The sequence below is a fragment of the Carboxylicivirga longa genome (genome assembly GCF_050589825.1).
Taxonomy (GTDB): domain Bacteria; phylum Bacteroidota; class Bacteroidia; order Bacteroidales; family Marinilabiliaceae; genus Carboxylicivirga; species Carboxylicivirga longa.
Genome location: NZ_JBNGOZ010000022.1, coordinates 12,906 through 34,510 on the forward strand (window position 1 = coordinate 12,906; position 21,605 = coordinate 34,510).

Annotated in this window: 13 protein-coding genes; 7 read left to right on the forward strand and 6 right to left on the reverse strand. The window is 45.4% G+C overall.

Going from position 1 to position 21,605, the window contains the following annotated elements; all coding sequences use genetic code 11:
• Nucleotides 1-55: 55 nt before the first annotated feature.
• Complete coding sequence (locus tag ACRD7A_RS15855) at nt 56-1,198, reverse strand: carboxypeptidase-like regulatory domain-containing protein (protein WP_430812220.1); 1,143 nt, start codon at nt 1,196-1,198, stop codon at nt 56-58.
• A gap of 311 nt (nt 1,199-1,509) precedes the next feature.
• Between ACRD7A_RS15855 and ACRD7A_RS15860 the strand changes: the two genes are divergently transcribed.
• Nucleotides 1,510-2,226, forward strand: a complete 717-nt coding sequence (locus ACRD7A_RS15860; RefSeq protein ID WP_430812219.1) for a hypothetical protein — start codon at nt 1,510-1,512, stop codon at nt 2,224-2,226.
• A gap of 289 nt (nt 2,227-2,515) precedes the next feature.
• Here ACRD7A_RS15860 and ACRD7A_RS15865 read toward each other — a convergent pair whose 3' ends face one another.
• Nucleotides 2,516-4,303 carry an SLC13 family permease gene (locus tag ACRD7A_RS15865; protein WP_430812218.1) on the reverse strand — a complete coding sequence of 596 codons (1,788 nt, stop codon included), beginning with the start codon at nt 4,301-4,303 and terminating at the stop codon, nt 2,516-2,518.
• 122 nt (nt 4,304-4,425) lie between these two features.
• On the opposite strand from ACRD7A_RS15865, the gene ACRD7A_RS15870 reads away from it, so the two are divergent.
• Nucleotides 4,426-6,258, forward strand: a complete 1,833-nt coding sequence (locus tag ACRD7A_RS15870) for a peptidase U32 family protein (RefSeq protein ID WP_430812217.1) — start codon at nt 4,426-4,428, stop codon at nt 6,256-6,258.
• 26 nt (nt 6,259-6,284) lie between these two features.
• Here ACRD7A_RS15870 and ACRD7A_RS15875 read toward each other — a convergent pair whose 3' ends face one another.
• Together ACRD7A_RS15875 and ACRD7A_RS15880 are read right to left on the reverse strand one after the other, a co-directional pair.
• Nucleotides 6,285-9,083, reverse strand: a complete 2,799-nt coding sequence (locus tag ACRD7A_RS15875; protein WP_430812216.1) for an NPCBM/NEW2 domain-containing protein — start codon at nt 9,081-9,083, stop codon at nt 6,285-6,287.
• A 527-nt stretch (nt 9,084-9,610) separates the two neighbouring features.
• Nucleotides 9,611-11,662: a TonB-dependent receptor gene (locus ACRD7A_RS15880; RefSeq protein ID WP_430812215.1), complete on the reverse strand. Its 2,052-nt coding sequence runs from the start codon at nt 11,660-11,662 to the stop codon at nt 9,611-9,613.
• A gap of 230 nt (nt 11,663-11,892) precedes the next feature.
• Between ACRD7A_RS15880 and ACRD7A_RS15885 the strand changes: the two genes are divergently transcribed.
• The 5 genes from ACRD7A_RS15885 to ACRD7A_RS15905 are packed head-to-tail and all read left to right on the forward strand — an operon-like array spanning nt 11,893 to nt 18,000.
• The gene (locus ACRD7A_RS15885) at nt 11,893-12,939 is read left to right on the forward strand and encodes a hypothetical protein (RefSeq protein WP_430812214.1); all 1,047 of its coding nucleotides are present in this window, start codon (nt 11,893-11,895) and stop codon (nt 12,937-12,939) included.
• A gap of 3 nt (nt 12,940-12,942) precedes the next feature.
• The gene (locus ACRD7A_RS15890) at nt 12,943-14,721 is read left to right on the forward strand and encodes an aminopeptidase P family protein (RefSeq protein WP_430812213.1); all 1,779 of its coding nucleotides are present in this window, start codon (nt 12,943-12,945) and stop codon (nt 14,719-14,721) included.
• 4 nt (nt 14,722-14,725) lie between these two features.
• Nucleotides 14,726-15,622 (forward strand): glycosyltransferase family 2 protein, encoded by an 897-nt coding sequence (locus ACRD7A_RS15895; RefSeq protein WP_430812212.1) that lies wholly within the window; start codon nt 14,726-14,728, stop codon nt 15,620-15,622.
• A gap of 1 nt (nt 15,623) precedes the next feature.
• Complete coding sequence (locus tag ACRD7A_RS15900) at nt 15,624-17,036, forward strand: redoxin domain-containing protein (protein WP_430812211.1); 1,413 nt, start codon at nt 15,624-15,626, stop codon at nt 17,034-17,036.
• 1 nt (nt 17,037) lies between these two features.
• Nucleotides 17,038-18,000, forward strand: coding sequence for a DUF4465 domain-containing protein (locus ACRD7A_RS15905; RefSeq protein WP_430812210.1), 963 nt, complete (start codon nt 17,038-17,040; stop codon nt 17,998-18,000).
• A 106-nt stretch (nt 18,001-18,106) separates the two neighbouring features.
• On the opposite strand, the gene ACRD7A_RS15910 is transcribed toward ACRD7A_RS15905, so the two are convergent.
• Both ACRD7A_RS15910 and ACRD7A_RS15915 read right to left on the reverse strand, forming a co-directional pair.
• Nucleotides 18,107-20,248 carry a T9SS type A sorting domain-containing protein gene (locus tag ACRD7A_RS15910; RefSeq protein ID WP_430812209.1) on the reverse strand — a complete coding sequence of 714 codons (2,142 nt, stop codon included), beginning with the start codon at nt 20,246-20,248 and terminating at the stop codon, nt 18,107-18,109.
• 41 nt (nt 20,249-20,289) lie between these two features.
• The gene (locus ACRD7A_RS15915; RefSeq protein ID WP_430812208.1) at nt 20,290-21,555 is read right to left on the reverse strand and encodes a cation:proton antiporter domain-containing protein; all 1,266 of its coding nucleotides are present in this window, start codon (nt 21,553-21,555) and stop codon (nt 20,290-20,292) included.
• Between the last annotated feature and the right edge of the window lie 50 nt (nt 21,556-21,605).

The window sequence follows — 21,605 nt, forward strand, 5'->3', positions numbered from 1 at the left end:
AGATTCGTTTTTCTACACGATTAGAAAAGATCTTCTCACCTCCCCCAGACCAGCATTAGCGGTCAGCAGGTAGCGCAAAGCGACTCCAGAAATCCTTATCCGCTTCCCGATTGCTGAAATAAGATCGCTGTGCAGCCTTCTGATAAGGCTCATAATCATATACAATCCACTCAATTGTACGCTTACCATTAACACCATCGCCACTGTACACCACTTTACTCAGAGCATATTTACCATCCTCGGTAAGGCGATAATCCGATACCACATGCCCCTTGTACAAGGCATCGCCCACCTCATTGCGATAGGCATCGCGCCCGGCATGAAAAAAGCCGTTCGACACAAACTCCAGCTCATTGCGCAATACAGCGTAATCATTCTGCCGAATAAATATCAGCCCTTTGTATTCCTTACAGTAGGCATCGCCCGTTTTGGCTACATCAGGTTCATTCAGCTTATATCGAATCACCCATACTGAGTCCCCCCCTACAACAGTCTCATCTGCCAACTCCAAGCTATAATCATTCACAAAGGCCACATCCAGCACATTGCCCCGCTGCCTCACAATATCAAAAGCCAACACATCATTGGCATAGAGCATTCCTCCCTCAATAGGCGTAGGAGAATAGTTACGGCGCAGCTCCTGCACTTCAAAGCCCCGGCTGCTGTGTGCCGCAGCCAAACTACGTATTCCATAACCTTGTGCATCGGTATAATATATCACTGCCTCGCTTGTCTGCTCCTTAAAGGATTGCTGCATATATACCCGGGCACCATAGGATCCCTTATAGGAATCCCCAATTACATTAGCCGCGGTTTTCAGTATGCCATACAAACGTTTGGAATCTGCCTTTACATCCACCTCCTCCAGTCCGTAAGTCTGAGTAAAAAGTTTGATAGCCTCCCCTTTTAGCACGTGCAGCTCATCTACCGTAAACTCCTTTACCTTATAGCCCACAGCTGATATCTGCACCTTGTAATTGGCATAACTCTCATTGACGCTTAGCTCATAATAACCATCAAAATCAGAGGCTGTACCCATGTAAGTACTTACCACACCAATATTGGCAAACTCAACAGGTTTATTGGTTTCCGCATCAACAATGCGTCCCTTCAGGTCTATATTCTGAGCCTGCACCATTGCACCAATACACATTAACAATCCACTTATAACAGTCACTGCATTCCTTTTATTCAGCATATTATTTCCTTTTATCGATCCGCTAATACTACTTGAAGACGTTAAGATAATACTTTTTTTGGCACACCCACACCCTGCCACCACTGAAAGGCCTACTCCAAAAGATTAGGTTTTCTCCTCTCACCACCTCATTCAAACACCCTATCTACCTGATCATTACAATCCATAACAAAGAATTATACAACCAATAAAGCACAAGACTTACACACTAACACCCACAAGGCTTTTTTCCATTATTGGGGTAATTCCTTACTTTTAGTATATATTTAAGGCTTGAAGCTTTTCAAACATTGAATCAAAAACGATTAAATATGGCTAGAGTAACTATCTTCTTAAGCATCGCCCTTTTACTTAGTAGCTGCGTAGTATCAAAAAAGAAATACGAGGCACTACTACTTGAAAACACCAAACTTGAAACAGGTCTCGAGTTAAAAACAGCTGAGAGCAATAAGCTGCAAGACGATCTTGATCATGCCATTGCCGACTATGAGCGCATGAAGGAAGATTTCAACCAGAGTAACGCCCTCAAATCGGATGAAATATCGGATATGATGATTCGGGTTACCCGCCTGAAAGATGAGAGTGAGGCACTGAGTGCTAAGCTAGAGGAAACCGTTAGTAAATTCAAAGCCAACCAGGCAGACGCATACACCACCCACGAAGCACTGAATAAGGCTACCCGCCGCCTCACCATATTACAGCGCGATACCGCCAGCCTAAACTATTCGCTTCGACAGGCCAAAGAACGCAATAAACTATTGCAGGACGAGCTGCGCACATCGCGCGAGAAAACCAACAGCAGCAACCTGAAACGTGTTGAACTGCAAAAAGAACTTGAAGCACAATCAAACCAATTGAAGGATATGGAGAAGCGACTTGTTAGGAGTCAGCAGAATATGTCGGAGGTATCAAAAGCCTTTATAGCCTTGCGTAAAGAAATGCTAAAGGCCAAGAGCAGTAATCAATCCATTGATCCCAACAAAAGCCAGCATGTTGATAAAGTAGCCAAGCTGCTTGGACACTACTAAGGCAACATCACCTCATCAATAAAGCCCCATTTCTACTAAAAAGATTGGGGCTTTTTCTTATCCTTATCAGATATTGTTTTTACTACACTTCCTAACATGACAAGCCAGAAAGTACAAAAGTATCAAGATTTGAGTATTAAGACTATTGACAACTTGTGGTTATTTTCCGCCAAAAAAATACACGAACGCGAACTACCGAAAACTAACTAATTCAATTAATGATCATTACACTAAAACCAAACACAAACCTCTCTCCCTCTTACGACTCACCTCTCTCGTCTCACAATACTTATCCACCCGGAAAATACATATAGCTGAGAATACCAATGGTAACCAGCATATAAATAACGGTCAAGGGCAATCCTATCTTAAAGAAATCCTTAAAGTTATACCCACCGGGACCGTAGACCATCAGGTTAGTCTGATAGCCAATAGGAGTAATAAAATTAGCTGCCGCCGCAAAAGAAACCACCAACACAAAAGGCATGGGATCAAGGGGCAGATTTTTGGCCGCTGTAATGGCAATGGGAAACATAATGGCCACAGCTGCTTTATTGGTAATATAAGCAGCCAGCACCGAGGTAATCAAATAAATACCCACTAACAGTGAGATACGCCCAAAGGGCAGAAAGGTGCGAATGACCGTATTGGCAATCATATCCGCCACACCTGTTTTAATCATAGCCGTGCCCAGTGCCATGGACAACGCAATAATAACACCCAGGTTATAATCGATACTCTTGGGCAAATCTTTGGCCGACACCACCTTAAGGATATTAATCATGGCCAACACAATAAGCAGACCTAAAAATAGTGGTACCAACTTAATAGCTGCCAGAAAAATCGCCAGCAACGTACCTCCAAACAGAGCCCATATTTTATAGCGTTCGGGCTTGCGTAATTCCTTCACGCGCGATATCACATAAAAATCAATCTCATTTTCCAGGTGACTTGTAAAGTTATCACCGGCCAACAACAGAAGCACATCGCCGGCTTTCAACTTCACATCATCAATACCTCCGCGCAGGCGTTCACCATTACGATGGATAGCGAGCAATGCCGAGTCGTAGTTACCACGGAAATAAATATCTTTCACTAGTTTGGTAATCAGCGAGCTATTATGTGAAATAACAATCTCAACAATCTGCGAACGCTTCAGCTTCGACATCATGCCCACGGAAGGCACTGTCAGGTCACTGTTATCAGACAGCAAACGGGCAATATTGGTATGATCGCCGGCAAAACGCAACACATCACCTTCTCGCAAAACAAAATTACCCTCACGTATCTGAATCACCTGTTTGCCACGGCATATCTCTACCACTAACAATCCGTACTTACCCTTAAAATCGACCTCTTTCACCACCTTACCAATCAGCCCTGAGTTACTGCGGATCTCGGCCTCTACCAAATATTTACGATCAGCCCCTTTAAAATCCGCCAAGGCCGTGGCACGATCAGGCAATAGCCGATAGCTGAAAAAGTAGAGATAAAGAAAACCAATAACCAGCATGGGCAAACCTACCCACACAAAATCAAACATTTCCAAGGGTCGCATGTTCGGTATGATCTCCTGATCGACCACCATACCACTAACGATAAGATTGGTAGAAGTACCAATTAAGGTAACACAGCCCCCCAGAATGGCCGCATACGACAGAGGTATCAGAAGTTTTGACGAAGAGATGTTGTTACGGCGACTCCATTGATGCACATAAGGCATCATCACGGCCACCAACGGAGTATTATTCAAAAAAGCAGAAAAGCCCCCTACCCACAGCATCATACGTGCTAAGAAGCCTTTATAGCTGGAGGAAGCCGGAAATATTTTGGCAAAGAAAATCTCGATCACAGAAGTTTGACGAATGGCATCGCCCAGCAGCAACAGCATAATAATAACAGCAATCTGCTCATTGGCAAATCCCTCCAATATTTCGGCCGGCGTTAAAATTTTAAAGATACCCAACACCATCACCGCCACAAAAAAGGTGAAGGCTGCCCCCATCCATTCGCGATACAATGATAGCAGTATAAAAGCAATTACAGCAAAAACGACTATTACGTCAATACTCGGCATCTGTTTAAGGTCAAATAAATATATTACTTTTGCTCCCGATTACGACGAATGGAAGAGAAACAAAAATATAAATTAAATATAAAATAACTAATCGGCCATGCCAATTAGCTAAATAAAAATTAATGAACAGTCAGGCACTTAAAGCAATAGAATTACTTTCTCCGGCAAAGGACTTACAATGCGGACTCGCCGCCATTGCCCATGGTGCCGATGCTGTTTATATCGGCGGGCCGGGTTTTGGCGCCCGCAAAAATGCCGGCAATTCACTCGATGATATAGAACAGCTGATTAATACTGCTCACCTGTTTGGTGCCAAAGTGTACATAACACTTAATACCTTGCTTTTCGACCACGAGCTAAAAGCGGCCAATACCCTTATCCATCAACTATACCAGCTGGGCGCCGACGCCCTTATTATACAGGACATGGGACTGCTGGAGACAGACCTGCCTCCCATACCCATTCATGCCAGCACACAAACCGACAACCGCAGTCCGGAGAAAGTCAAATTCCTGCAGGATGTGGGCTTCGATCAGGTTGTATTGGCGCGCGAGCTATCACTCAACCAGATAAAAGCCATTAGCAAGCACAGCACTGTACCTCTGGAATATTTTATACACGGCGCCTTGTGCGTGTGCTACAGCGGACAGTGCTATATGAGCGCTGCCATTAATAAGCGCAGTGCCAACCGCGGCGAATGTGCTCAACCCTGCCGCCTCAAGTACAACCTGAAAAGCCAAGATGGCACACTGCTTTACAAGGATAAACACCTGCTTTCACTGAAAGACCTCAACCTCTCGTCGTACCTGGAGCAACTGATTGATGCCGGCATCTCCTCCTTTAAAATTGAGGGACGACTGAAAGACAAAGACTATGTAGCTAATGTTACGGCTCATTACCGACAACTTCTCGATAAAATAATAGCCGGACGCACCGACCTGAGGCCTGCCTCATCGGGACAAAGCCGTTCAGGTTTTTCACCCGATGTGAACAAAAGCTTTAACCGCGGTTTCACCACCTATTTTGTAAATGGTCGCGAGGCAGACATAGCCTCCATCAACACACCCAAGAATATGGGCGAAGCACTGGGTAAAGTAAGGCAAACGGCCAAGGATTATTTTGTACTTAACACCTCTAAAGAGCTTTCCAACGGCGACGGACTGTGCTTCTTCTACAATAAAGATACGCTCAACGGCCTGAAGGTTAATAAAGTCGTGAATAAAAAGATTTACCCCAACAGCATGAAAGGCATCAAGCCGGGCATGGCGCTATATCGCAATTTCGATAAGTCCTTCACCGACACCATCAGCAGCAGTACCAGCATGCGTAAGATTGATGCCGAACTGTATTTTACCGAAAAAGATGGAGGCTTTGAGCTGAGCATTATTGACAGCGATAAGCTGCACTCATCCCTGCAGGCCGACCTGCATCCCGATGCGGCCAGCCATCCCGAACGAGCTCTGGAACAGATACAAAAACAGATTTCAAAGCTGGGGGCAACAGTCTTTCATCCCAAACAAGTAGTTATTGATTTAAAAAGCGACTGGTTCTTTCAGGCTAAAGCGCTCAACGCCCTGCGACGCGAACTCATTGAGCAGCATGAAGCCAAACGCCGACAGCATTTCAGGGCAAAAGAACGTAAGCTGAACCCTAATAACATTGAGTTCCCAAAAACCGAACTCAACTACACTGCCAATATTATCAATGAGAAAGCCCAGTCGTTTTACCGCAGACATGGGGTTAAAAAAGCAGACTGGGGCTTTGAGAAACAGCCGAAGGGAGCCGGCACAGAGCTGATGCGTACCAAACACTGCCTGCTTTACATGAACAATCAGTGCCTGAAAGAGCATCCTGAAGCAAAAAAGTTATTACCACTAACCCTTTATAATGCAAAAGACAGTTACGAGCTGGCTTTTGACTGTAAAAAATGTGAGATGATTATCAAGAAAGCCTGACAAACACGCTTCCTTGGCCTGGTCGTTTATTCAATCACAATCCAGTTATAGGATTGGGCCGGTATACTAATTTCAAGGGTCACTTTATAATCGCGCGTCAACCGGTAAGAGCGGGGCTTCCCCTCTTTTACACGGATTTGGGCCGTACGACTTAAACCAGTATAGTAAAGGGGTATGGTTATCTGGCGCACTATAGCCTCATCAGTCGGGTTAAAAAACATGGCCAGCCCCTTTTCCTTAAGTTGCGGATTGACGTGTAAAAAGCCATCCCAGTCCTTGCCGGAAGGACGGCGCAAATGAATAAGGTCGCTATTCAAAATAGCCCGGTATCTCTTATACCACTGAATAACCCGCATAACAAGCGCCTTGGTTGCCGGTGTATCGTACAGGCGAGGTCCCCGGTAGCACGATTGCACCCCGGCCCCGTAATTCTGCATCATCTGGTTTTCATAAGCATCCAAATGATCGTTAAGCGGTTCAATGGTGGCTGCTGCCCCACCACCATGGTATTGCGTTAGTGGCGTAAAGGTCCAGCACATGCTGGGCATGCGATCCCATAACCCATCGTAAATATTCTGACGTCCGAGCACCAACTGGCGTTCGCGCGGAAGTGACCAGTTAACTTCGCGATAGCCAATACCCGTTTTATTACTACCCGAGAGAATATAAAAATCCGGAATATTCATATAGATACCCTCACGGCGCATCCATTTGTATAAACCCTGAATCTGCGCATACTGCTTCCACTGCGAATCACCCAATCCGCTATGATGTGCATGCGTCGTTGACGCGCACACATTACCCGGGTAGGAACCATCATTTTCAAAAACTCGCATACCTGTCTGCTCATAAAACCTTCTGATCTTACGAAAATAATGGTGGCCCCACTCACTGCTGAGGCACGGTGAGGAACCAAAAATCATACCCCCACGCTGACCCGTTTCAGGATTGATCACATCAACCTCTTCGCTGATCCAGCGACTCGACAGTAAACTGTAACCACCCAGCTCAATGCCTCGTGCCCTGGCATAATCCACCAAACTCTTAAAATAGCGATAATTGGCCTCTGATTCATCTTCCATATTAACCCCACTGCCAAAGCTGAGTATCACCATCTCATACCCCACTTCCGCACACTGATCGATGGCCCGTTTAACCACATCGGCATTCGAGTTGGTGAGGTGCATAAAAATAGGATTTTCGGTAGCCCAGGGTGAGATGGTTCGATACATCCGGCGGATAAACAACCCTCGGCGTTCCCGCTCCCGCGTATCCATGGGTGTTTCCCACACTCTGAATGTCTTAAATGTTTCGCCGGCTTGAATAGCACATTCCGGTCCTAAGGGCGGCTTTACCTCCAGCAGGCAAGGCGTTTGCATCGGGTAATTCGCTTGTGAGGTGTAACGGGCATCCGCTTCCCAATGGGTCGTAACATCGGCATTACGCTGCTGCATGCCACCAAAGGCATAATCCGATTCGATATGAATATTAGGCTTAATCCACTCGCGGGGCGTACCAACGAGACTCTCGCCTTCCACCATAGCTAGTTGCTCAAGTTTAAAGGCATTAAGCTGAACAAGCATATCGCCTTCGTTAATCACCTCCATCCATTTACTGATGGTGGGTATACCATCGTAAAGGGCAAAATGGACCTTCACCAGCAGCTTATCCTTCTTTAGTGTAAACACCACTTCTTTACCGCTTGGCAGGGTAGTATTGCCGGCCCATCGCACCTGTTGCCATGGCATACGACTAACCAGGTCCTTCACCTCGAAAGACTGGATACGAAACGAATTTCGATTGACCGCCAGCTGATCAACCCAATCCATCCGTGTATAGGCGTATTCTGGCTGTGGGCTAAGTCCGCCAATGGCATAGCTTTTACCATCGATGGTTAAAGTCCCTTCGTTAGAGACGGCCCGAAGCAGGCTCTCCCCAGTCATCTGATTAAAAAAATCAACCGTAGCCAGATTGGGCGAAAGTCGGAAAACACGAGCGATCAGGCCATTGCTTAATACCAGATCTTTATTATTGGCCGCCCTGTACACACCCGCCTTAGCCTTTGAATTGTCCAGGAGCCAATCATAATCCGGCTGCGGGAAGGGCCGTTCGATTAGGGGCAAGCGAGCCAAAGCCTTGTCAAGCTTCTGTTTAAGGGCATCATCCTGTACAGTGTGCTCCGTAAAACTTGGTGCTACCAGTTTGGGCGCTATTTCGAAATAGTCGATTTGCGGATTAATCCACACGGCATGATCGCCGCTTTCACCATCGCCTGCATCGTCTACCACAAGCTCTAAGACACCACCCCTCACTTTCTTATCAACAATCTTTGCCGTATCGCCCTGATGCATCACCCCACTGTTATAAATTTCCTGACCATTATGCAATAAACGAAAGACCACACTACCTGCCTCAGGCTGACCATGCCTGCCTTCTATACCAACAAACTGCTTTTGATTATTGGCAATATGATAAAAAACCCGTTTGCCATCGGCCAGTGGCACCGACGTAATACGGGGCGATTGGTAATCAATGCCTGTGTCGCACAGACCCACCTTAGCTGTAAAGCGACTTCCATTATTCAGTTTTAACTTGATGATAGACTTAGCGTGAACGCCAATTCCGTAACGAAATGACTCACCGCCCACCATAATTGCTTCGCCGGTAACTGAACGATTTTTCATTGGGGCGCCATAAGTCTGCTGGGCCAGTGAAATATCCAGCTCCTGTAACTTAACAATTGTCTGAGCAAATAGTGAAGTACTCGATAATAAAAAGCTAAATAAGATAATTGTAAACTGTCTGAATATGGTAAGACGCATCATAAATCGGAGTACTTAGAGGGATTTGTAATCTGCTTAATAAAATAATAATAACGCAATATTAAACATTTTATATTAAGCAAACACATTTAATCTTAGCTAAACCTACCCACCTATCGGCACCAAAAATTCATGAAGGGACGGATTTAGGTCGCGCCCCTCTTTTTAAATATTGGCCTCAATAGACTTTTAATTAGGATATTGCCAAATGACTGCCGGAAACTATCAGCTGACAAGTGGAAATAAGTAGCTGACCAATGTCGTGTACAAACCGGGCTTTGGCTTACAGAATAGTTGATGCTTAGACGTTGTGCGCTTGTTAAGATCATTTAAATCTCAGATGCATCTATGATCCCCATCTCCGCACCTTCAGCACGGTACTTCGCCTTTTGCCCTGGCAAAAAGGGGAAGTACCGTGCCAACCTGGAATGTAAACCTATTATTGGGATCGCTTTTACGCCATACGACAAGCGGTAAATAATCTTCCCCATTTCAGGGGGAAAGTTATTAATGCATTGAAGCAACAGGTATTACAGATTAAGATTTAGCTGTACGCCAGCCTTAATCCAACAACCCGGCTGTGCAATATTGCCCAGATCGTAATATTTCACGTCGAACAGATTGGTGGCATCCGCAAATACCTTATAGTTATTGGCCGACCACTGCAAGCGCAAATCACACAACCAAAAGGGCGGATAAGGCGTGGGAATCTCCTCCAGCGAGTTATCCTTATAAGCCAGATATCCTCCTTCCCGATCCTGATAAATCACATTTACAACGGCACCCAGGTGCTTGTATAAGCGAAGGTTGACCGCCGCATTAAACTTATGCTTCAGATAATCGAGCACATACACCGACTCATAATCATCGGGAGTATTCTTATCCTGATCGATGTACGCATAACCCAGGTCTATACTTTGCACAGGATTCTGCCCCAGTAACTTGTTAATATTAACATTACCCTGCACCTGCAAACCCCATGAATTCATGTCGGACAGGTTGCGGGTTTGATATTTGGCCTCTCCGGGCAGTCGCCCCCAGTCAATCAAATTGCTCGCCGTACGGTAGTAAACACTGGCCTGTCCCTTTAGCCAGGGCTTCAGCACCTTCACTCCCCCTTCATAGGTAAGCGCCTCTTCGGGCTTCAGGTTTTCATTTCCAATATTAGTGGGGCCAGCATAAAATAAATCTGTAAAAGTAGGCATCCTCAGCGACTTATTAACACTTCCAAAAACCTTAAGTGCATCGTTGGCCCAATAACTAAGGTCTATGCCCGGAAAAAAATCAACACCAATGCCCAGGGCTGAATTCCAATTAATGAGCACACCAGCAGACACCGAGAACTTCTGAAAAGAATACACATGCTCAATAAAGGTAGATACATTAGTGCGCTTGTAGGTATGGGTAAAAAGAGCCTCTTCGCCCGGCACTTTAATAAAGGCACTTGAATCAACTGGAAGACCTAAGACATTACTCCACACGCTCTCGCTGCGCACCTCTCCACCAAAAGATGTTTTACCCAGGCGCCAGGGTACTACCGCATTAAGTCCCCCACCAAACACATCGGTTAAATGATGGTTATGATTAGTGTACCACGATGCCGGGTTACTACGAAACAGCTCAAAGCGATCCTGATGACGACGCCAATAAAAAGCCGGTGTCACTTTTATTCTATTCCCCGTACTTAACTTAACAGAGGCAAAAGTGGTTTTATTTTGCTCAAACTGATTGGGATAGGCCGGCGTATAAAAGGAGTTGGCGCCGAAGGCCTTGTTATTATGTCCCACCTGAACACTGAGCTGTTCCTCACCTAGCTTCAATTGCCCCTGATAGAATAGGCTGTGATTTTTAAAATCGGTATTGGCGATATAGCCATCGCTGGCACCCTTACTGGCTGCCACGTAATTTTTAAGCGACCCTGCATTAATGGTGGCATTAGCCGCCGCATTGTATAGGCCGTGCTGGCCGCCCAACACATTTAACGTTACATTATCCTGCTCCTTGGTGCCCGTTACAAAGTTAATGGCGCCACTAAACGCACCCGGCCCATAGACCCTGGCTCCCGGCCCCTCCAGTATCTCCACTCGCTCAATACTCTGCATATCAACGGGTAGATTAAGGCTTAAATGGCCGGTTTGCGGATCTGTAACATTAATGCCATTAAAAAGTATCATTACCTGATCGAATGAACCGCCACGGATACTTACATCGGCCTGTATACCCAAAGGGCCCCGCTGTCGCACATCCACATTCATGGCATACTTCAACAGATCCTGAACACTATAAACAGGCAGTGACTCAATCTCCTGACGGGTGATCACATGCAACACACGCCCCACTTCGGAATACACCGTAGTGCTGCGTCGTGCCGAGACTTCGACCTCTTCCAGATTTATTTTTTTATTGAGGGAAGCTGAATCAATCTGAGCGAAGGTTTGCTGGTAGCCTAAAATACTAAAGTAAGCAGCAGTTAAGGCACCAATTTTCACCACCCTGTGCATACTGTTAAAAGCAGCATAACTATGCCGGTTCCAATGCTTAAAACAAAGATCTTTAACCTTGAAAAAATGTTTTGTCTTCATGTACTTATCGTGTTATTAAAAATTAAGTGCTGCAAAGGTAAAAAGAAATATACCCCTAGGGATTTGTTGAGTCCTTTAAAAACAAACTTTTCAGGATTTTTATAGCCGTCCATTTTTACTTATTTTAGCCCCTTCTATATCATTGATTACATAGCGACAAGCAAAGGGCAGATGAAACAAACAACACTGCTGATTGTCAAAGAAATATAAGCAACCAAAAAGAGATAAACATGAAATTTTTATACAGTGTCTTTATTTGCTGCCTGCTCAGCCTCTTACCGGCCGGGGCACAGGTAATTGAAAGCCGGGTGAAGAGTACCGAACGCTTTATGAGAGAGTTTGAAGCAGCCAATATCGAACATCTGAAGATAGCTAATCAGCACGGTAATATTTTTATCAGTGCGTGGGACGAAGACCTTGTAGAGGTGGAAACATTGATCACCTTGGGCACGCGCAACGAAACAGCACGCGAAGAGATTCTGGAGATGATCAGCATCAACCAGCGCAACTACAGTGGCATACTGGATTATATGACTACCTTCAGCGAAGATTTCTTCTCCAATTACCCCTTTTCCATCGACTATCATGTGAAGATGCCGGCTCGACTTAACCTAATTATAGATAACAGTATGGGCGATGTAAGTATCGACAGCATCATGGGGGTGATAAAACTAACACAGAGCTATGGAAAGCTGCAACTACAGGATATAGCCCCCAACAAAAAACATCACTTTGACCTTACTTTTGTGGATGGACGCATGGATAATATTGGTGATGGCGAATTCACCTTTAGCAACTGCAACTTGCAGCTGACACAAGGAGGCAGTATGAAAGGGCAAACACAATATGGCATGCTGAACTTCGAGAATTTCGGGGCACTGAACATCACCAGCAATACCGACCGCATCGCAATAGCTAATATTGACAGCATTCAGCTCAGCGGAAATCGATGCATAGCAAAGCTTGAACAGGTTTCCACATCGTTGTTCTGTGAGTTAATAAAAGGACAGCTGAACATCGATGCTGCTCCCTCGATAAAAGAAATCACCATTTCCAACCAGGCCGTTAACACTACCATCAAGCTGCCCTTAGGGCTTGCATACATCATCAATGGCGAAGTGAGTAACGGACGCTTCACCCACCCTACACCGCAACACCTTCAGTTGTTTAAAGAGAATAATCGTATCAGTTTCTCGGGCAATATTGGAGGCGAAGCAAGCCGACCCGCCAATGTCATACTATTTAACAAAGATGCATTCATCACGATAAAAAATTAATCTATGTCAACATCCGATCGATTGTTTAAGTTAAGAAGTTATATGGCGACGCTTGGCGTTGATGCCCTGATTATTACCAGTGCCGACCCCCACTTGAGTGAATATCCTTCTGAGCACTGGAAATTTCGCGAATGGATTTCGGGCTTTACCGGCTCCGCCGGCACCGTGGTGATCACCAGCGAAGAAGCAGGCTTATGGACCGACTCGCGCTACTTCCTGCAGGCCGAAGAAGAGCTGGCCGACTCGGGGATCGAGCTGTTTCGTATGGGTGAGGCAGGAGTGCCCGATTACCGCGAATGGATCAGCGTTCACCTCAATGCCGGTTGTGTGGTAGGCATCAACGGAAAAACCATTACAGTAAATGAATATCGTCAGCTGGCTACCAAGCTGAAGAAAGTAGATATTCGTCTGGATGGTAAAGTATCGCTCGACGAAGATATTTGGGAGGGACGTCCGCCTATGCCCGATGATGGCATCTTTGAGTTATCAACGCAATATTGTGGACTGAGCCGCACGGAAAAGATCAAACTGATACGCCAAAAAATGCGTGAACAGGGCGCCACCCATTACATCATTGCAGCGCTGGATGAAATTGCCTGGGCGCTTAACTTTCGGGGCACCGACATACCCTATAACCCCTTGTTCCATGCCTACCTGATCATCACTGAAAATCAAGTTTTCTTCTTTATCGATCCGCATAAACTTACCTCGACCATTGGTAAGCAACTGGCCAAGGAAGATATCAAGGTAAACCTGTACAAAGATTTTTATAATTTCCTCAAGGATATGCTGCCCGACAGCATCATACTCATCGACCCCGACAGAACCAATAGCACCATACTGAGTAACCTGCCAACACAATCTGCACGTATTGAGCAGGTCAGCATCATCACCAATCTGAAAGCCAGAAAAAACCAGGTGGAGATTGAGAATTTCAGAAAAGCCATGGTGAAAGATGGAGTGGCCATGACACGTTTCTTATACTGGCTGGATAATAACATTGGTAAAGAAACTATTACCGAACTGAGCGCTGCTGAAAAACTAAGTTTCTTCAGAGCCGAGCAGAATAACTACCATGGAGATTCATTCAACACCATCAGTGGCTATGCGGCCAATGGCGCCATAGTGCATTATGCAGTAACGCCCGAGAGTGCGCAAGTGCTGGCACCCAAAGGCTTGTACCTGGTGGATTCGGGGGGTCAGTACGACGAGGGGACTACTGATATCACACGTACCATAGCCCTTGGACCGCTAACAGATGAGGAAAAAATCGATTTTACGCTGGTGCTTAAAGGACATATTGGCCTGGACAAGGCCGTTTTCCCCACCGGTACACGTGGGGTGCATCTCGACATACTGGCGCGTCAGGCCATGTGGCAGCGCGGCATTAACTACGGACACGGCACAGGCCATGGAATAGGACATTTCTTGTGTGTACACGAAGGCCCCCAAAGTATTCGTCCACAAGACAATGGCGTAGAGATACAGGAAGGCATGATATCGTCCAACGAACCGGGTATTTATAAGGCTGGCAAGCATGGCATACGCATCGAAAACCTGATACTGACCGTGAAGGATCAGGAGACCACCTTCGGCACCTTCATGAAATTTGAGACGCTGACGCTGTGTCCCATCGACCGACGTGCCATTGATGTTTCGTTGCTGAATGAGGAAGAAAAAGACTGGCTGAATCGCTATCACAAGCGGGTTTACGAACAGCTGTCGCCGGCCCTTGATGACGCAGAGAAAGCTTGGTTGAAAAACAGTACACAAGCCCTGTAGGCAAATGCTTAGTATTTGTATACCGGTTTATAATGTTGATGTAAGAGCGCTGGCAGCTGCCTTAAATAAACAATTTGAGCAGTCGGGCATTACGGGCGAAGTTATCGTACTGGACGATGGCTCAGCGGATAATATTCGCACGGTCAACCGCCCCCTGAAGCAACTGCCCTATGTGCGTTATTACGAACAGGAGAATAAGGGACGGGCAGCCACACGCAACCGACTGGGGCATTATGCCCGCTACCAAAAGATTTTGTTTATCGATGGCGACTGTATGGTGTCCAACGGATTTGTGCAAAGCTATGCGCAGCCCAATGTTATTAAGCTGCCCCTCGTTATCGGGAGGCTTGCTTACGGCGAACGACCTCAAAAACGCAGTCTTCGCCTCCGATGGAACTATGGACGAAAAAGAGAGGCACGCATTAAATACGACCGCCACTCTGTAAGTTTTCTGTCGTCTAACTTTATGATAGATGCCGAACTATTCAGACGCATACAGTTTGATGAGCGCATAAAAGGCTACGGCAACGAAGACACACTTTTTGGCATTCAGCTGCGCCTCCGACAAATCGTCTTTCAGCAAATTGATAACAAAGTGATTCATCTGGGACTGGAGCCGGCACCTGTATTTCTGGCAAAAACCCGCGAATCGTTAAATAACTTATGGAACATCTATTGCTTTACCAACTCAAAAGCATTGGAAAAGCACAAAGCCATAAAACTATTGAAGGCAAGCATGCCTGCCCCTGTAATACATTCGATGGCCGCCCTGTTTATTATTTTTAACAAAGCCCTGGCCTACTTCCTTGAGGCTATTTACCCTTCAATACTTCTATTTGATCTTTATAAATTACTTTATTTATTTCGACTCAAGACACAGATTGTAAATAAAAAACAGTAAAATGAGATACCTCCACACCATCACAGCTTTATTATGTATATCTCTTTCCGGAGTCCAGGCACAGGGACATCGCATCCATGTCAATATCAATAATTACAGCGATTCAACACTCATACTGGGTTATTATTTTAACAAAAAGATGCTGGTGAAGGATACCACCTTTATCAACGAAAAAGGCAACTTTGTATTTGAGGGAGAAGATAAATTGGACGAAGGCCTATACGTGCTGTTTCTGGAAGATAAAAGCTATTTCGACCTATTGATTGGCAGCGACCAAAGCATGAACATCAGTACTTCGAAAGATGATCTACTGAACAACATGAAGCTGGAAGGAGCACCTGAAAGCACCGATTTTTTAGGCTACCAACAATATATGATAAGCAAGCAGCGGGAGGCAGCCCCCATTCAGGAGCAGCTGAAGGCAGCGCCCGATGCAGCCCGTAAAAAAATGCTGCAAGAGCAAATGGCCACTTTATCGGAAGATGTGAATAAAAAATATGAAACACTGGTGAAGAAATATCCCAACAGTTTCCTAAGCCTCTTTTTAAAGGCCACCCAAGAAGTTGAAGTACCAAGAATGCAGGCACCCCAAGGCTCCCTTAACCCGGACTCTGTGGTTCAGCGCATGCGCTATGATTATTACAAAGCGCATTACTTCGATAACATCCAAATGAACGATGCCCGCATGCTGCGTACTCCTTTTTTTACCAATAAGCTGGATACCTATTTTGACAAAGTGGTGCTGCAAGTGCCCGACACGCTTATTAAAGAGTCGCATCGTGTTATTGCCATGGCCCAAGGCAATTACGAGATGGAGAAGTACCTGATTCAGCATTTATTCAACCGCGCCAACGAAAGCAAGATAATGGGCATGGATGCACTCCTGGTGGCACTGGGCGAAACGTATTACCTAAGCGGCCACGCCGACTGGGTAGATGAGGACTTTCTGACCAAGCTAAAGGAGCGGGTACATAAAATTAAACCTAACCTGTTGGGACAAAAAGCTGCTGACTTCAAAATGCAATCGCACAACGGTGAGTTCTTCCGACTAAGCGAAGTGAGTGCCGACATCAGTATACTGGTGTTCTGGGAACCCGAATGCGGACACTGTAGCAAGGAAGTGCCCAAACTGAATACGGATGTATGGCAAAAATATTCCGACCAACACATAAAAATAATCGCCGTGTACACACAGTGGGAGAAAGAACCCTGGGTGGATTTTATTAACCAACACGGACTGCACGAATGGATTCATCTGTACGATCCGTACAACAAAAGCAACTTCAGGAATAACTATGACATATACAGTACCCCGGTAATTTACATACTGGACAAAGACAAAAAAATACTGGCCAAACGAATTAGTGCCGAACAGATTCCCGGCTTCCTGGATCATTACTTTAAACTGAATTAACATGTTAAAATACGGCTATATACTCTTTATCGCCCTCGGCTTTGCAGCTTGCAACAATAACGAAAAAGACATACCACCGCCAGAAATTTTTCTGAAGATGCCCAATGACGGCTTTGACTTTGACACAGATAGTGCCGTAGTGATAGAACCCAAAATAACCTACGACATTAACTCAGAATATGCCTGGTATGAGGAAGGAATTACCGAAGCCATCCACAATGATAAAGATTACACCTTTGAGAATCGTGCCCTGGGACTATACCGATTTATATTTTCTGTTGAAACACCCTATGGCAGCGACACGATGCACATAAAGGTTCATTCCCTTGATATCAATTCGTTTGAGGAGTTTGATGATTTCAACGAAAACGGCTATAACAACACGCCCGAAAACAACCTGCATCAGTTTAAATACGTGCAATATCCCTGCCTGCCGGGCACCCCGGACGCAGATGAGTGGAGTGGCTTTGCCGTGAGCAAAAATGCCAGTACATCCAATTCGGCCTCAAGAGGCGAGTTTAGTGCTTATGGAAGAACGGCGGCTGAAGAGTCGGATAATTTCATGATTTTCAAACAACAGGACGGATACAGCAATCGCATTTCTTTTGCCGATAATAAGGCGCACACCCTTAAAAGCATCGCCCTTAACAACTGCACACGTAGTTATCTTTACATGCAAAGCGGCTTTAACAAAAAGGAGGGAAAAGATTACTTCCTGCTCACCATAACGGGTTACGACAGTGCTGGCAACCCCATGGGTACTCCTGCTAAGTTTCTGCTGGCTGATTATCGCCCCCAAGCCACCGCCGATAAATTCATTGTGTCGGAATGGGAGGAACTGTCACTAAGCGAACTGGGCGCCGTTCACCAACTGGGCTTTCAGTTGAGCTCATCGCGCGATGACGATGCGGAATTTGAACTACCCATGTATTTCTGCCTCGACAACTTAAAAATAAGCAAGTAGCTGCTCTACTTAAAGAAAGAATTATGAGTATTTATCGGATGACCAAGGAATATACAATTGCTTGGTCATCCGATAAATGAAAAACTTAAAGTCATCAACTCTATACTTAATTAAGCAGCAATACTTTTTTAACCACAGAGTGGGTTTCTGTTTTAAACCGTACGAGGTAAATGCCGGGCGGCAAATCAGCCACATCAAAGCTGTCGCCCCTGGGGTTACGCACCCGAAAAGCTTTCATGCGACGCCCATTAAGCCCATAAACTTCAATTTGCCGAAGCGTATGATAATCCGAGGTAAATTTAAGCACCCCGTTGCGTATAGGATTAGGAGAGATACGAATTCCATCGTTAGCTATCTTCAAGCTGTCATCATCGGTTCCCACTTCACTATTCACGATTAACAAATCAATTAAGTAAGCGCCATTATCACCTTGAGGATGCAGAGTATTATAGGGCTTCCATTCCTGATTATCCAATATAAAAGCCGTATTATCGGCCGGAGCCTTGCCCTGCGGCAGCACCTGATAAAGGGCCAGTGTATCCACCGATACAGGGTCGTAACTCAGCTCTACACCTACAAAAACAGATCCTTCTGCCACCACCGGCTCATCCAGCACAAACAGCTGTTGAGCCGTTGAAATTTCACCCAGTGGCACATCGTTAAGCTTCCATAACTCCTCGCCGGGCAAGCCATCCACATCCTTCCATATCTTCAGGTTGAAAGTTTGGTTGCTACCGGCTGACTCTACCTGTGCGGGTCTCAGATATACACCGGCAATGGAGGCCTCGGCAAAGCCATCGTAGCGCTCGGCATAGGCCGTGTAGTGCAAGCTATTGTGCCCCGACAAGCTGCCATCGAACTGCACATCACGGTAAAGCGTTTTTACATCTCCTTCATGATAATGCGATAAGAGCAACTTATCGGCATAAAAATCGTAACCAGAAATGCTGTTAACACCCAGATCTGCATCATCCAACCAGTACTTTAACTGCTTGTTGATTGCCGTTTCGCTATCCCAGGCCTTATTCAAACGCCCGAAGTAATCATTAACAGGATTCCCACACCCGGCTTCACCACCTGATAAATAGCCAATCAGCTTGTGTGAATCGGTAAACAATCCGGCACCTGATGAGCCTCCCTCCGTGGTTCCCACCTGCCATTGCTCCACTAACCAGTGTGCATCCGAACGAAACAGCCCATAGAAATCAAAAGTAGTGGGGATGGGTGCGGCCTGCGATACCGATACCTTTTTAATATCCTTATTGGGATGATGAACCGTATAAACAACATTATCTATTTGTTTATCCAGCGTCCAGCCTACCCAGTAAGGATGATAATCGGCCGGCGGCATCTTATCCAGGCGCAGCAATGCAAAATCCAGATCATCCATATAGGCCTCCAGTTGCGCACCAGAAAGGGTCTGCACATCGGTACCAACCGTGGTAGGATCACAGGTTGATGACTCGAAACTGAAATAGAAAATCACATTTTGAGCCGTTAGATTGAGATACTTGAAACAGTGTGCCGCAGTAAGAAAATAGGGCTTGCCGTTTTTTTTGCTGTTGGCTACCATGGTACCGGAGCAAAACTCTGCGCCATCAATCATTATCTTACATACCGCACGATTCACCTCATCGGTATTAATGGGCTTACAAACGGCATTGACCTGCTCGTCGCAAGAGTAACCATAATCACGCCAGTCTTTCAGCACTTCCAATACCCCCACATAATCGTGGTTAACAGCACTCACCAGCAGATCATGTTCTGAATCGGGCGGATAGGGTGTTTGCAATTCCAGTATCAGCACATCACCTGCTACAGGGGCTATGGCAAATAAGCCGGAGGGATTATTATTGACGTTGGTAAAGGCTCCCAACACATGGCTCCGATCGGGATTATAGGCAAAAAGCTGCTCTCCATGTCTTAAGTTAAAACGATCAAATATGAGGTTCAGACTCTTTGCGCCCTCCGACTGCACCACCATACGCCAAATATATTTATCGCCTTGCCGGGACCATTCCCCGGAATTTTCAGGACTGAGCGCTGTATAAATAGGTTCTGCAAAACGAAAAGGTACTTTACCTAAAGCTTCTGGCTTACTTTGCTTCGCCAAGGGCTGTTGAATCGGTTTCAGCTTCAGCGCATTTGGAAAATTATCCATGGGAGCCGGATGTCCGCCTTGCGAAAGCTGAGCATTAGCTAGCACCCCCCACATCATTATCGATAGTATAAGTATATATCTCTTCATTACCGTTCTCCTAAAAATCATTTCATATTCCATACCAAGCCCTAAACATCGTGGCGCTTCACAATGTTTTTACCTCGTTTTAAAACCCTCACAATCACCATATAGCGTTTTATTCGACCTACACGCCCCACACTATTTAATACCAAAGCCCATGCCATTAACAAACTGGTTACCACAATAGATAACAAAAGAATGCCTAACTCAAAATCATTAATTCTAAACTCCTTGGGTATTGCAAAGAAAAGCAAAATAGAAATAAGACCACGGGGAGCTATTAGAAACTGTGGAAAATAGTCGCGTTTAAACATGATTTTAAACATCAGCCAACGAAAAGCAAAGAGCCCTACAATAAAATAGACAGTCAGCAATAAAATATGGGGCACGAACACACCGGCCAGCGTAATGGACATGCCCAGCACAAAGAAAAAGAAGGTGCGCACCACAAAAGCACTCTCACGCGTAAGCAGCTTAAAATCCACCAAAATACGGCGCACATTATCTTCCATCAGGTACTTGCGCATAAAACCACTGAAAAACAACATACGATTCTCGAGCACCATGCCAAATACAAGAATCATAAGAAGTGACGACAGATGAAAGAGCTTGCCAATGGCATAAAATAAGATGAGTACTGCAAAAAACAAAAACAACTTAACATCCGACTTAATGCGCTGAAAAAGAAGAATCATGGCATAAGAGAGGGTGATACTGAGCAACAGCGTACCTCCAATGCTAATCAACACATTTAAGCCCACCATAGTGGCTCCGTTGGTATTCAGGTTTTCCACCAAAAGATAGAAAAACATGATCCCCAGGATATCGGAAATCGTACTTTCGTATATCATAAACTCGCGCTTGGCGCGCGGCAGTTTCCCCACACTGGGTATTACTATGGCACTGCTGGTGATAGACAGAGGAATGGCGTAGATAATGGCGGTGAGCCAGTCGAGGTTGCCAATAAAATAACGGATACCAATGGCCAGAAAGAAGGTATTGAAAAAAAGCGATAGAGCCGCCACAAAGGTAGAAAGGCCGATTAAGGGCAGTCGATCCTTGCGTAACTGCAAATCCAATGCTGCCTCCAGTACAATCAGTATTAAGCCCACAATTCCCAGCACCTCTAAAGGCAGAAACCACTCTTCTTCGTTAAAGGTAACGCCCAAAAACTCCTTAGCCAGATAGCCACTGGCAATCAACAGTATTACACTGGGTATATGCGTTTTTTGAGCCACCAGGTTATACACATAAGAAATAATGATGATAATGGCGGCGCCAATAACCCATGAATAAGCATTAAATTCTTCCATATTTTATCTTCAGTTTTTGTAAGACCTGACCGATGACCTTCTAAGGAGGC